We start from the raw sequence: 12,198 nt of genomic DNA on the forward strand, positions 1-12,198 counted from the left end.
GATGACGAACTCAGCCACTACACCAGAAGAGTTCATCGAACGGTGGCGAACTCCTCCCAACCTGCGCGTCAACAACGTCCTCACCGCCACCGGTTTCACCTTCCCGCCTGCCCTCGACGTCCTCGACGCGATCCGGCAGGACGAAGAAGTGCGTTTCACCATCCTCGGAGACGAGGACTGGTCCGTTCGTATGGACCGTACGTCGGCCTTCCGCACAGCGCCGATCGAAGAAGTAGCCACCTGGACCTTCCGCCTGGTCCACTTCAACCTCACCCGCTTCTACGACGGGATCCTCAGCGGATTCCAAGAGCAGGTCATGATCCCCTGGCGAACCCAGCTATCGAGCTGGGGGTTCACCTGGCAACGCTGCGCTCCGCTGCTGTTCATCTCGACGGATGGCGCCTCATCGACGTACCACAACGACAACTCACACGGACTCGTGTGTCAGATCGAAGGCACCAAGACCTTCCACAGCTACAAGGACCCCGACCGTTACCTCACGGCCGAAGCCGCTGTCGTAGGCGAGACCACCGCAGAGGAGCCGCCCGAACACGACCCGGCCGACCGTCAATCCGTACGGATGGAGCCGGGGGACCTGCTGTGGAGCCACGCCCTGACCCCGCACTGGGTGACCACCGAGTCCCCGCTCGCGATGAGCGTCACCCTCTCTCATGGCGGCCTGTGCCATCAGGGCCACTTCGCGGACCGTGAATTAGCACTCCGTGCCTACTGGGATCGGCACCCCGACGAGGCGTGGAAGCTGGATCTGCGCAACGTCCGTTACTGACCGAGCCGGAGGCCGCCGCACCGTTCAGAGGTGCGGCGGCCCCTGCTGTTTTCGGGGTTCTACGGGGTGAGCCGGTTCGGACCACGGAACAGGAACGTGGCCTCCCGGATCGAGTCGAGGCCGAGCATCACCATCAGGACACGCCCAAGCCCCATGCCCAGACCACCGTGCGGCGGGCACCCGTACCGGAACGCGTTCAGGTAGTCCTGCATCGGCTCAGTGCTCATGTCCTTCTCCGCAGCCTGCTTCAAGAGCACGTCGTAACGATGCTCACGCTGCGCACCAGTCGTGACCTCCAGCCCCTTCCACAGCAGGTCGAAGCTGAGCGTCACACCCGAGTCGTCTGCCGGCCGCATGTGGTAGAAGGGCCGGATGCTCGTCGGATAGTGGGTGACGAACACCCACTCGTGGCCGGTCTGCTCTTTGATGTGCGCTGCGATTCCGCGCTCACCCTCCGGGTCCAGGTCCTCCTTCACACCCGCCGGGTCCCAGCCCTTGGCCCGCAGGATCTCCTGCGTTTCGGCCATCGTGATCCGTGGGAACGGCGTCGACGGCACCGTGACCTCGACACCGAACGTCTCCCGGATCGCCTCACCGTGTGCGTCGGCGACCTTGGTGAGGGCATGGGCGAGCATCTGTTCCTCGAACGTCATCACGTCCTCGACACCGTCGATCCATGCCAACTCCACGTCTACACCGGTGAATTCGGTGGCGTGCCGGGACGTGAACGACGGCTCAGCGCGGAAGACAGGCCCGATCTCGAAGACCTTGTCGATACCTGCAGAGATCGCCATCTGCTTGAAGAACTGAGGCGACTGCGCCAGGTAGGCAGAGCGGTCGAAGTAGCCGAGCTTGAACACCTCGGCGCCGGACTCGGACGCGGTGCCCATCAGCTTCGGGGTGTGCATCTCGGTGCACCCCTGTCGATAGGCGTACTCGCGCATCCCCTGCTCGAACGTGGTCTGCACAGCGAACAGCAGCTGCGCCTGCGACCGGCGCCGTACGTCCAGGAAGCGCCAGTCCATGCGGTGTTCGAGTCCGGTCTGCTCGTCGATCGGCAGTGGCGTCTCTGCCCGGTTCAGAACCTCGACTGATTCCGGGATGATCTCCAGGCTGCCGAGCTTCACGATCGGGTTGTCGACCACGCGACCGGTGATCCGGACCGCAGACTCGGGCGTCAATCCCTCCAGCGCAGCTTCAACCTCGTCGCCTTCACCGCGGCGTTTGTGGGTGACCTGCACCATTGCGGTGTGGTCGCGTACGACGACGAACTGCATCTTGCTCTGCAGGCGGAGCGTGTTCACCCAGCCTGACACAGAAACCGTCTGCCCGACATGTTCTCGCAGGTCAGACACCAGTACACGGCTAGTCGTGTGGATCATCGCAGCCCTCCCAGGGGCGTCGTCATGATCCCTTGGGGGCGCGGACGAGAAGGGTACTCGCGGTGCCACCGCGCCTTTACCGCACCTCGGAGAGTTGCGGCCTCATTCGTGCCCGGTGACGGGGGCCGGCCGGCGGAGCATTGGGCCTTTCACAAGGCCGTTCCTCTCCGCGCTCAGGAGGGTCTTCACCTCGGGGTGCAAGGCCGCCTTCCCAGCTACCAGCGGCTCTCTCTGCTCGCGTGATCCCGCGGCTACTCGTCTCCATCAACGCGTTGTTGTTGAGCATAGCTGGGCAGGCAGGGATGCGACAGCAAGATCACGCCAACGGGTTGGCCTCTCGCGACGTGGCTACCCCCAGATGCCGTCCCGCCACCCCACCGTCTTGCCGTGTCAGACGTGACGGGGAGGCGTTCAGCCAAGGTCCGGTCGTTGTCCAGGATCGTCGCGTAGCGAATCCGGGCGCCCATGGCGGACTGCTCGGCGCCGGGCTGCATTCCCCTGACCAGGGTGCCCAGCCCTCAGCACCGCGACAGGCCCACCATCCGGTGGGCCGCGCACAACCCGCCACAGCCCACCGAGCAGGCAGAAACATGCCTCCAAGAATCACATGAGAGATATCACGAGAGTGATTTTAGATAGCTGCGATCAAGCTCTATCGTGCATTGGTGAGATCCTCGCGCATATTTGCTCACCTCAGGCATCTGAAGAAACTTGCATGCGATGGCGTTGGCGCGAGTCGGCCCATTGAGTGATGAGCGATCGGCCAATGTGAACACCAGGCATGAACCATCGTCCCGATGGCTGTGACCCGGCGAAACGACTCAGAGAAAGGACCACTCGATGGAAGGGACGTCGGCTCCCGAGAATTTGGTTGAGGTTATCTCAACCGTGCCAGCGAAATCTCCCGACCGCACGATAAAGTACGTATTCAAAACATCAGACGGGGCCACCTTCGAGGCTGTGCAACTCTGGGAGGGAGACCGCGGAGCCTATTCGGTGTGCATGTCGGCTCAGGCAGGATGCCGGTACGGCTGCACACACTGCGCCACTACCTTCGCTCGCACACCCTTCGTCCGGAACCTGCAAGCCCAAGAGATAGTCGCCGCGGTCGAGCAGGTGGAGGTGAACGTTCGCGCTGAGCAGGGTCCTCTCGTCTGGGTCGACTTCGCCGGCGTCGGAGATGCAGCTGCCAACTGGGCCCACGTCACTTCCGCCGCGAGAACGATCACCGGCCGGGAACTGGCTCACGAGGTGAAGGTAACCAGCATCGCTCCGCAAGCGTGGGTCCGGAGCCTCCTCAAGCCCCAGGTCTGGTTGCCGAACCGGTTCATGTTCTCGCTGCACGGAGCCGATGCTGCTCAGCGGAGGGTGGTCATTCCACGCGCTGACGACCCAGCTGCCGTACTACCGCTGTGGGCTACTGCTGCCGACCTGCGCCCCGTGGTCCTCAACTACGTCCTTTGCGAGCACAACACGCGACCCGAGGACGAGGCGGCACTCACTGACTTGCTCACGCCCTACGCCGGACGCTTCCTTCTGCTGCGACTCTCCAGCTTCAACCCCGTACAGGGCAGCCCCCTGCGACCCAGCACACGGGAAACCGAATTCATCGCCGCACTCTCCAGCAAGCTGACCGGGTGGACGGTTGCCCACCATTCCTCTGCTGGACGAGCAACAGCCGCCGCCTGCGGGCAGCTTCGCGCCAGCATCCTGCAACTCGGCACATCAGCAGACGCTGTAACCCACGGCATCGACTGACATCACGACACAGCCACCTCGCACCAGGCGCCGGGTGGAGTACAAGGGCCGACCAGCAGAGAGACCGCGATGCCTGCTGAAACCACCGAATACGGGCCCGCCACACTACGACGCTGGCGAGCCGCGGAAGCCGATGCCGCGTACCAAATCGTTGACGAGTCGCTCGATCACCTGCGCCCCTGGATGCCATGGGCAGCCAACCACAGCCGGCAGCAGAGTGCCGAGTTCACCGCCAATTGCGAACGAGCGTGGACGGCAGACACCGCCTACACCTACGCCATCCTCTCGGAAGGCGCCCTGGTCGGGAGTTGCGGCGTCGTTCGCCAGGACCAAATCGCAGGTATGGAGATCGGATACTGGCTCGCACCCTCATACACCGGACGCGGCCTGGCAACCTCCGCAGTTGCCGCGCTGACGATCCAGGCCTTCAGCCTCCCCGACAACCAGTGCGTGGAAATCCTCCACGACGAAGCGAATCACCCAAGTCATGCCATTCCTAGGCGACTTGGATTTACGCTGATCGACATCAGTAGAGGGGCACCGCAAGCGCCCGCGGAGTGTGGAGTCCGCCTCACATGGCGGCTTGACCGCGCGGCGTTCATGGACCGCTGCTGGTGAAAGGTTCTCGACCCTCCCGTCGGGCTGTTCGGCTCTGTCATCGTGATGATGAACGGGCATGACCCAGTCCGCCGATGTTGGTGGACGGGCAGCGGCAGGCACGGCCGTCTGTCATCTCGCGGGTGGAGGCTCCGATCGCGGTGGTTCTGTAACCCACGAGAGTGGGGCTCTCTGCGTCATTCGGTCACTCGCGACTGCCGTACGACTCGGCCTCATCACTCGTTCATTTCGGCATTCGAAGCATAGGGCCTGTAAGTTCTGCGGGAGTGTTGAGCCCTGCGAGGAGCGTGACGATCTTGTCGATGTTCGTCAGCCGCCGTGCCCCTGACTCCAACATGGACAAGAATGGCTGACTCAGCCCTGTGAGCTCTGCCATATCGCTCTGCCGTAAGTCACCTGCTATACGTACGAGTTGACACAACCGGCCGAAGTCGTGAGTGAACAATGCTTGTTGAACGTCGGAACGGTCCCACACGTCGGTCGGCACGTAGGGAGTCGCCCCAAACTGCTGCCGCGTTCTGCGTGAACAGCTGCTGCAGTATGGCTCCTCGTTGTATCGGCTAAGGACGCATTGACAGTCCCGGCACCGGCGCGTGGACTCTGGTGTGCCTGCACCTGTGTCACGAGCAGGTGGGGGTGTGGGCAGATCCGGGGCGGAGACGTGCCAGGGCATCCCCGGGGGCGCCATGGTCTCGACCGGCGCGTATGGATCCTGAGGCGCGTAATCCCGCTGCTGTTTGGAAGCGTCAAGCAGTACATCGCCTGCCGGGCATGTGGTGATCTCGGACAGACTCGTGGAGAAGGGGGTGCTCGTCGCCGGATAGGGCATGGCCAGGCTCCATTAGTAGTTCGGCAATCTCATGCGGAACCGAACGTTCCGGCTGGCTGGATCTCGACGACCTGTGATGCCGCGGGCATCCAAGAGGCGAGGGAGAACGGCTTGACTGCCTCCGAGTCGAGGAGGCCTCGCTGGACCATCGGGGCTGGCGAGGCTGTTGGCGCGCTCACAGCCTCAGCCCTGACAGCAGGTTCGCGACCGGCACCCGTGCCGTCCTTTAGGAACGGGCCAAAGTTCTCCGTCCAGTCGAGAAGGAGACGATCACGATGCCGAGGATCAGCAGGACAGAAACATCGACAGCCACTGCGGAGTCCCCTCCGATCTCGTAGATTCCAAGACCGAGGCGGGTAAGCGACGACCGCGTCGGTGTGACCATGACAGCGGTCCGGAGGGAGGCGGAGTATCACGAGCTGTTGTCGAAGCCGCTCATCATCGACTCATGGCCGGTTGGTCTGACTTTTCAACATCCGCTTACACACGCGCTCATGAGAGGCTGACCTAGGGTCCGAATCATGACCAGGGATGGGCAGGCAGTAGGGGCAGTGGGTAAGAGTCGCCCGGGGTGGCGCCCGGACAAGTTGAGACAGCAACGCGAAGCCCACGGCCTGACGCTGGAGGGCGCGGGCGAGCAGCTGCGCGAGGTGGCCCGGGTTGCGGGGCTCGCGGTGCCGGCCGCCAATTTCCAGACGCTGTGGCAGCACGAGCAGGGTGAGGTTTATCCCGGACCGCACTACCGACGCGCGTATTGCCTGCTGTACCGCGCGACCGAGCCTGAGCTCGGCTTTCGCAATGCTCTGCCCGACGAAGCCAGGAAGCTTCAGTTCACCGCGTCGAGCGAACCGCACAATGGAGCCCACGTGCTGGCTGTGGAGCGCGCGTTGCTCCAACTCGCGCCCGGTACGGAGGATGCTGATGGGCAGGGTGTACAGCAGCGTGTCCTCGACGCCTGGAAGCGCCGCCACACAGGCGGCGACCCGAACAAGCCGACCCTGATGATGGTCGGTGGCTATGCAGGGAGCGGGAAGTCGGAGTTCGCTCGGTTCATATCCCAGCTCACGGGCTGGCCTGTCCTGGACAAGGATCCGATCACGCGCCCGCTCGTCGAGCGCCTCCTCGTGGAGATGGGCAGTGAGCCGAATGACCGGCACACTGACCTCTATCGGGAGAAGGTCCGCCCGCTGGAGTACCAGTGTCTGCTGGAGACCGCGTACGCAAACATCGACTGCGCGATCAGCACCGTGCTCAGCGCACCCTTCATCAGCGAGGCCGCCGACCCTCGTTGGATGCGGCGCCTGATCAACCGCTGTGAAGCGCGTGGCGTCACCGTGGCCGTCGTCTGGATTCAGTGCGACCTCGACACGATGCACGAATACATCAGCTTCCGGTCCGCCGCCCGGGACAGCTGGAAACTCCAGAACTGGGACACCTACGCCGCTGGCATCGATCTCGACCTGCGGCCCGTCGTGCCGCACTTGGTCGTCGACAACCGGCTTGGCGCCGCGATTTCCCTCACGGACCAGGTGCGCCAGGTCTTCGGGACGGTGTTCCAGTGAGGCAAGGCATCCTGCTGTACGGGCCGCCGGCAGCAGGCAAGGACACGATCACGGCGGCACTCACCGCACTCGACGCACGGTACGTCCCATTCACCCGGCTGAAGATCGGGACCGGAAAGACCCAGGGCTACCGGATGGGCACACCGGAGCAGCTGGCCGCCCTGGAGGCACGCCGGGATGTCATCTACCGCAACGACCGGTACAGCAACATTTACGTCGTCGACCGCCCTGGCCTCGACCAGGCCATGGAGGACGGCAGGATCCCCGTCGTCCACCTCGGTCAGATGACAGGGATGGAGCAGGTGACCGCCTTCTACCCGGCACAGTGGGCCCGCGTTCTGCTGTGGTGCTCCAAGGAGACCACCGCCCTACGCTCCCCGCAGCGGGGCGACACTGACACGGCGGCCCGGCTGGCCGCTTGGGACGCCACTGAAGCCGATCTTGCGGCTCATCCGCGGGCTCAGTGGGAGCTGCGCGTGGACACGGATGCGGCGGCACCAGGTGAAGCCGCAGAGGGGATCGACGTGATCGTCCGTGGCTCGTCCCCTCGCTCCTGACAGCAGGACGTCATCGACGCAGCGGACACGACCCGCTCAGCTCGGGCTGTCCACGTCTCCCTCGGCTCGGAGGGCTTCCAGCGCGTCGGCGACATCCAGCCGGTCGTCTCGGTTGTCGTCCCACCGGGCGAGCGTCGCGGCAGCGGCGTGCATGAGAGAGTCCGGCAGTCCAGCGTCGGCGAGCAAAGCCGCCGCGTCCTCCAGTTCCGGGCCCCAACGCCAGGCGCGGGCCGCGGTCTTGGGGATGTAGTCGATCTCCACAAGGTAGCTGCGGCTGCGCTTGGCTGCGATCTCCAGTAGCTCGTCCGCGACACCGTGCGTTTCGGCTGCCCCATATGCCACCGCGGCCAGTACTCGGGAGACCTTCTGGTAGCTGGAGTACGCGAGCTTGAGTGCGGAGGCTTTGCCGATGCTGTCGCCCAAGACGTGGGGCCGCACATCGGTGCCGACAAAGAGTTCGGAGATCCGGTCGGCCTGCTCGCTCGGGCCGGACAGGTAGAGCGTCGGATACTTACCGCCCACCGGAGGCGATCCGACCACGGCGGCATCGATGACCGGCATCGGGGCCAGGCGGTCGGCGATGCGCTGCATGCGCGACGGCGAGACGGCGTTCGCTTCGACGTAGATCGTGCCGGCGTCGGCCATGCCGAGCTCGGCTACCTGGGCGGCAGTCTCCTCCGCTGCGGCGGGCGGGCATAGGGAGAGCAGCACGTCGGAGCGGGAAACGAGCTCGGGCAGTGTCTCGGGTTCGAGGCCAGCCTGGTCGGCTCGTCGGCGGGTTGTGCCGCTGCGTCCGTCAGGGCACCACAGCACGATGTGGCCGCGGGCGCGCAGCTGGGCGCCGAAGGCGGATCCCATGCTGCCGGGGTGCAGCAGCCCTATGGTGTCCATCACGTCATGGCCTCATGTAGTCGGAGGAGTGCAGAAGCAGCAAGTCGATGGCGGCGCGTGCGTGCGGCACCACATGGTCTGGCCCGGGGGAGTCCGGCGGCCAGGAGCAGCCGTTGCCGATCCAGACGGTGCGCAGTCCCGCGGAGCGCCCGCCGCAGATGTCGGTGACCGGATTGTCGCCGATCATCCAACCGCCGTCGCCCAGCACACGGCCGCAGCGGGCTGCGGCCAGGTCGAAATGCCGAGTCTGCGGCTTGCGCGCGTCGGACTCCTCGGAAACGAAGACGCCGTCCACGCGCTCCGAAATACCAGTGGCCCGCAGCTTGGCGCGCTGGATGTCCACCGCGCCGTTGGTCGCCACCCCCACTCGCCAGCCGGTCGCACGCAGCTCGTCCAAGCCGTCGAGGACCTCGGCCGGGCACGACACCATAGCCGCGATGTCTGTGCAGTACGCGTGCCACAACTCCGCCGTGGACATGGACAACCGGTATCGGGTTCGGATCGTGTCAAAGGTGGACGGATAAGCCCGCTCAGCCACCATGCCGAAGATGTGCGCCTGCTCTTCGTCCTTCAAACCGTGCCGGGCGGTGAACACGGCGGCCCAGTCGGCGAGCGTTCCCTGCCGGTCCACGAGGGTGTTGTCGAGGTCGAAGAGAACCAGAAGGCGCTGCACATCCCGCACCCTAATGCGCCAGAGGCAACTCTGCGATCGCCCCGCCTTCACGACGCTCGTGTACCTCATGCCAGCCCTGCGCGTAGCCGTACTCGCGTACCACATGCCGCCAGAACGCGAGGTGTCCTACCGCATCGACTGTGCCCGCGCCTTGTGCCTCAGCGGACCCGTCGACGAAGCCTTCAACGAGCTACGTGAGGCTGAACGCACGCCTTCGCAGCTCGCGCGGAACAATCCGCGGGTGCGGGAGATGCTTCGTGGTCTGAGGAAGCAGACACTGGTCACGGGCGGCAGCCACTCGTCCGGGCCGTTGGCCATGGCCCAACGATGCAGGGTGGTGCAGTGAGTTCGATGCAGGGCAAAGTGCTGGGCGTCGTCGGATCGAGCGCCGGCGGGATTGATGAACTGCGTACAGGGCTCGTGGTCCCGGCGCTCGAACGGGGCTGGACGGTTGCGGTCACGCTCACACCGACCGCAGGTCAGTGGCTCCGCGCGAGCGGGGAGACGGCGAAGCTCGAGGGGCTGACTGGCCTTCCCGTACGGTCCGAATCACGTCTGCCGGGTGACTCCCGGCCGCATCCGCCTGTGGACTGCTACGTCGTGGCCCCGGCAAGTGCCAACACCGTCGCCAAGCTTGCCCTGGGGATCTCAGACAATCAGGCGTTGACACAGGTCAACGAAGCCATCGGAACACTGGACCTCCCGGTAGTCGTCTGGCCCCGGGTGAACGCCGCGCATGCTCGCCACCCCGCATGGGATGGGCACATCAAAGCCCTTCACGAATCGAGGGTGCGGTTGATCTACGGAGGCGAGGTATGGCCGCTCGCCGAGCCGGGTGCTGGGATGCCGGGGCGCCGGTACCCGTGGAAAGTCGTACTAGACGAGGCCAACAGGGCAGTTTCCTGACACAGGATAGCCAGCCAATACAGACAGCAGTATCACGCACGTGATGTGCGAAGCACCGTACCTCCAGTGCACAGTTGGGCCACCGTAGGTGCCGCAAGCACAGCGACAGCACCTCGCGATCGCGAGCGAATGCACATACGCCCAGGCCCGTTGTGGCCCAGTCAGGTGAAGAGCCGCCCTGTCCTTCGGTCTGCCCCCGTAGCCGAAGGGCAGGGCACCATCTCGACGTCTGCCGCGATGGCCTGCCCGACCGTGTACGGGCGGGGAGACTGGATGGAGCCCGCCCTCGCACCGCGCCGCCCTTTTAGCGGATCACGATGGCCACCTACGGTGTCAAAGGCCACGCACGCTACGTTCCCTGACCAACGCCACTACGCCCTCGTACAGGACGCACCACACCACGATGGAACCCGAAGAGATCGCACAGCTGCGCACCATGTACATCTTCTCCCCGCCCGCCAGGGAGGGCTGGGGTCTGACGTACGAGAGCCTGGAAGCCAAACTGCGACAGCGGAACCCCGACGAATTCATCCGCGTCGACGACGGCTCCGACGGGCCAGTCCGCGGCTCCTCGATGCACTTCGGGATCACCCTGGATGACGAACAACTGGAAGGAATGGCCCTGCTGTCACCCGAAGGCGTCTCGGTCCTGGACTGCACCACCGGCTCAGCGGCCCGCTTCGCCCTCTGGCTCAAGACCGACGTGGTACCGACAGGCATGAGCATCGTGTTCAACACGGAGTGGGGACTGGAAGCCGAACTCCCGAACACACCCGTTCCGGACGCCACACGCCCCCGGATCGCCACTACGTTCACGGAACACCTCGTCGCGACCGGAGACCTCGACTGAACGCAACACATCTGCTGCCGCATCTCCCGCACCATGTGCGCAGTCTTCAGGGCCGTACACCTTCGGTCCCATGACCGAGTGGCCAGCCTTCAGGCGGATATCGATCAGAGGATCCCTGGGCTGGCCCTCCTAAGTTCGATAGGTTCCGCAGCTCTTGCTCAGCTCGTTGCCCGCGCGGGGCACCAGGCTTGAACCGAAGCGCCCCGCGACGACAGCGAGATCACCACCAGGCGCCAGCCTGTCACCAGGACGCTCCTTGAAGGGCAGCCCCACACGGGTCGACCAACGAATGGGCCGGCACTCGTCCACGCGACAACTCTGTGGCGCCAGCGAATACCGGCCCCTCATCCTGACGGCATGCCGACCATCATCACCCCCCGCCTCCGGTACAACTCCACAGCGGTACGCCCCCACTGGCAGGACCTCCCCCAGGACGTTCGCCGACTCATTGCACGGCATCTCGGGGGCGAGGTGCAGCCCGGACCCAGCACAGGGAGCGGATTCACCAGCGGCTTTGCCGCTGTACTCCGTGGGCCGTCCGGACCCCAGTTCGTCAAAGGGGTCAACAGCCTGGACAACCCTGTGGTCGCCGACTGCTACCGCCGGGAAGCGTTGATCAACCAGGCGCTGTCCGCCCAGATTCCGGCGCCGCGCTTGCGGTGGCTGGAGGAGCACGACGGTTGGGTCGTTCTCGGCATCGATGCTGTCGACGGTGGTCGCCTGCCCGCCACGCCATGGAGAGCTGACGAGCTCACGGCCACCCTTGACGCCTACACGCTCACTGCAGAGGCACTCTCCACCCCACCCGCATCACTCCAGCACGTTGGGCTGAAGCCAGTAGGGGACGACGGTGACTTCGCTGACTGGCGCAACCTCGCTCGTGGCGCCACACCCACGGAGGTTCTTCCCGCCTGGATGCCGCTCGATCTGCTGCAGGCGCTGGCCAGCCTGGAGAGCGGATGGCGGGAGGCCGTTGCGGGCCATGCCGTCCTCCACCACGACCTGCGCCAGGACAACGTGCTGATCGACGCGTCCGGCGCCGCGTGGATCTGTGACTGGAACTGGCCGTGCCTGGGAGCGAGCTGGTTCGATCTGGTGTTGCTTCTGGCCACCGCTCACGCCGACGGTCACGATGCCACATCCCTGTTCACGCAGCACCCCACCGCCCGGGGAGTCACCGATGAGCAACTCGATGCGGCGCTGGCTGCGCTCTCAGGCTTCTTCCTGACCGCCGGTGGACAGCCACCGGCGGACTGGTCCCCGCACATTCGTCAGCACCAGACGTGGTGCGGGGAGGTCACACTGCGGTGGCTGGCCGACCGGCGTGGCTGGTCATTCTGACTCGCAGTGCGCGGGCACCAGGCAGCTCGCTGCCGGACCTGATG

Annotated in this window: 12 protein-coding genes; 8 read left to right on the forward strand and 4 right to left on the reverse strand. The window is 65.1% G+C overall.

Annotated features, from left to right (window positions below; translation table 11 throughout):
* Nucleotide 1: 1 nt before the first annotated feature.
* Nucleotides 2-787: a cupin domain-containing protein gene (locus tag ADL12_RS40085; protein WP_062712634.1), complete on the forward strand. Its 786-nt coding sequence runs from the start codon at nt 2-4 to the stop codon at nt 785-787.
* A gap of 59 nt (nt 788-846) precedes the next feature.
* On the opposite strand, the gene aspS is transcribed toward ADL12_RS40085, so the two are convergent.
* The gene (gene aspS / locus ADL12_RS40090; protein WP_062712636.1) at nt 847-2,169 is read right to left on the reverse strand and encodes an aspartate--tRNA(Asn) ligase; all 1,323 of its coding nucleotides are present in this window, start codon (nt 2,167-2,169) and stop codon (nt 847-849) included.
* Nucleotides 2,170-3,009: 840 nt separating this feature from the next.
* On the opposite strand from aspS, the gene ADL12_RS40095 reads away from it, so the two are divergent.
* Nucleotides 3,010-3,927 carry a hypothetical protein gene (locus ADL12_RS40095; protein ID WP_159053442.1) on the forward strand — a complete coding sequence of 306 codons (918 nt, stop codon included), beginning with the start codon at nt 3,010-3,012 and terminating at the stop codon, nt 3,925-3,927.
* A gap of 69 nt (nt 3,928-3,996) precedes the next feature.
* Nucleotides 3,997-4,545, forward strand: a complete 549-nt coding sequence (locus ADL12_RS51760; RefSeq protein ID WP_079052533.1) for a GNAT family N-acetyltransferase — start codon at nt 3,997-3,999, stop codon at nt 4,543-4,545.
* 223 nt (nt 4,546-4,768) lie between these two features.
* On the opposite strand, the gene ADL12_RS57890 is transcribed toward ADL12_RS51760, so the two are convergent.
* Complete coding sequence (locus tag ADL12_RS57890) at nt 4,769-5,374, reverse strand: helix-turn-helix domain-containing protein (RefSeq protein ID WP_341846400.1); 606 nt, start codon at nt 5,372-5,374, stop codon at nt 4,769-4,771.
* Between the two features lie 521 nt (nt 5,375-5,895).
* Here ADL12_RS57890 and ADL12_RS40100 point away from each other — a divergent pair.
* Nucleotides 5,896-6,936, forward strand: coding sequence for a P-loop nucleotide/nucleoside kinase family protein (locus ADL12_RS40100; protein WP_062712640.1), 1,041 nt, complete (start codon nt 5,896-5,898; stop codon nt 6,934-6,936).
* Nucleotides 6,933-7,493 (forward strand): hypothetical protein, encoded by a 561-nt coding sequence (locus tag ADL12_RS40105; RefSeq protein WP_062712642.1) that lies wholly within the window; start codon nt 6,933-6,935, stop codon nt 7,491-7,493. Before ADL12_RS40100 ends, ADL12_RS40105 begins: the two co-directional genes overlap by 4 nt.
* Before the next feature lie 36 nt (nt 7,494-7,529).
* Here the strand turns inward: ADL12_RS40105 and ADL12_RS40110 are convergent, their stop codons facing one another.
* Nucleotides 7,530-8,384: an NAD(P)-dependent oxidoreductase gene (locus tag ADL12_RS40110; RefSeq protein WP_062712765.1), complete on the reverse strand. Its 855-nt coding sequence runs from the start codon at nt 8,382-8,384 to the stop codon at nt 7,530-7,532.
* 4 nt (nt 8,385-8,388) lie between these two features.
* Nucleotides 8,389-9,057, reverse strand: coding sequence for an HAD family hydrolase (locus ADL12_RS40115; RefSeq protein WP_062712645.1), 669 nt, complete (start codon nt 9,055-9,057; stop codon nt 8,389-8,391).
* A gap of 351 nt (nt 9,058-9,408) precedes the next feature.
* Between ADL12_RS40115 and ADL12_RS51770 the strand changes: the two genes are divergently transcribed.
* From ADL12_RS51770 to ADL12_RS40130, 3 genes are all read left to right on the forward strand, one after another.
* Nucleotides 9,409-9,963, forward strand: coding sequence for a flavoprotein (locus tag ADL12_RS51770; protein WP_208614713.1), 555 nt, complete (start codon nt 9,409-9,411; stop codon nt 9,961-9,963).
* A gap of 403 nt (nt 9,964-10,366) precedes the next feature.
* Complete coding sequence (locus ADL12_RS40125; RefSeq protein WP_062712649.1) at nt 10,367-10,813, forward strand: hypothetical protein; 447 nt, start codon at nt 10,367-10,369, stop codon at nt 10,811-10,813.
* 357 nt (nt 10,814-11,170) lie between these two features.
* Entirely contained in the window at nt 11,171-12,154 is a 984-nt protein-coding gene (locus tag ADL12_RS40130) for a phosphotransferase family protein (protein ID WP_063806793.1), read from the forward strand.
* The last annotated feature ends 44 nt before the right edge of the window (nt 12,155-12,198 follow it).

It is taken from the genome of Streptomyces regalis, from assembly GCF_001509475.1.
Taxonomy (GTDB): domain Bacteria; phylum Actinomycetota; class Actinomycetes; order Streptomycetales; family Streptomycetaceae; genus Streptomyces; species Streptomyces regalis.

Bases quoted from the DNA above. Each gene is read 5' to 3' on its own strand.
- ADL12_RS40085 (WP_062712634.1), top strand. From the start codon at position 2: ATGACGAACTCAGCCACTACACCAGAAGAGTTCATCGAACGGTGGCGA.
- ADL12_RS40125 (WP_062712649.1), top strand. From the start codon at position 10,367: ATGGAACCCGAAGAGATCGCACAGCTGCGCACCATGTACATCTTCTCC.
- ADL12_RS57890 (WP_341846400.1), bottom strand. From the start codon at position 5,374: ATGCCCTATCCGGCGACGAGCACCCCCTTCTCCACGAGTCTGTCCGAG.
- ADL12_RS40130 (WP_063806793.1), top strand. From the start codon at position 11,171: ATGCCGACCATCATCACCCCCCGCCTCCGGTACAACTCCACAGCGGTA.
- ADL12_RS51760 (WP_079052533.1), top strand. From the start codon at position 3,997: ATGCCTGCTGAAACCACCGAATACGGGCCCGCCACACTACGACGCTGG.
- ADL12_RS51770 (WP_208614713.1), top strand. From the start codon at position 9,409: ATGCAGGGCAAAGTGCTGGGCGTCGTCGGATCGAGCGCCGGCGGGATT.
- ADL12_RS40095 (WP_159053442.1), top strand. From the start codon at position 3,010: ATGGAAGGGACGTCGGCTCCCGAGAATTTGGTTGAGGTTATCTCAACC.
- ADL12_RS40100 (WP_062712640.1), top strand. From the start codon at position 5,896: ATGACCAGGGATGGGCAGGCAGTAGGGGCAGTGGGTAAGAGTCGCCCG.
- ADL12_RS40110 (WP_062712765.1), bottom strand. From the start codon at position 8,384: ATGGACACCATAGGGCTGCTGCACCCCGGCAGCATGGGATCCGCCTTC.
- aspS (WP_062712636.1), bottom strand. From the start codon at position 2,169: ATGATCCACACGACTAGCCGTGTACTGGTGTCTGACCTGCGAGAACAT.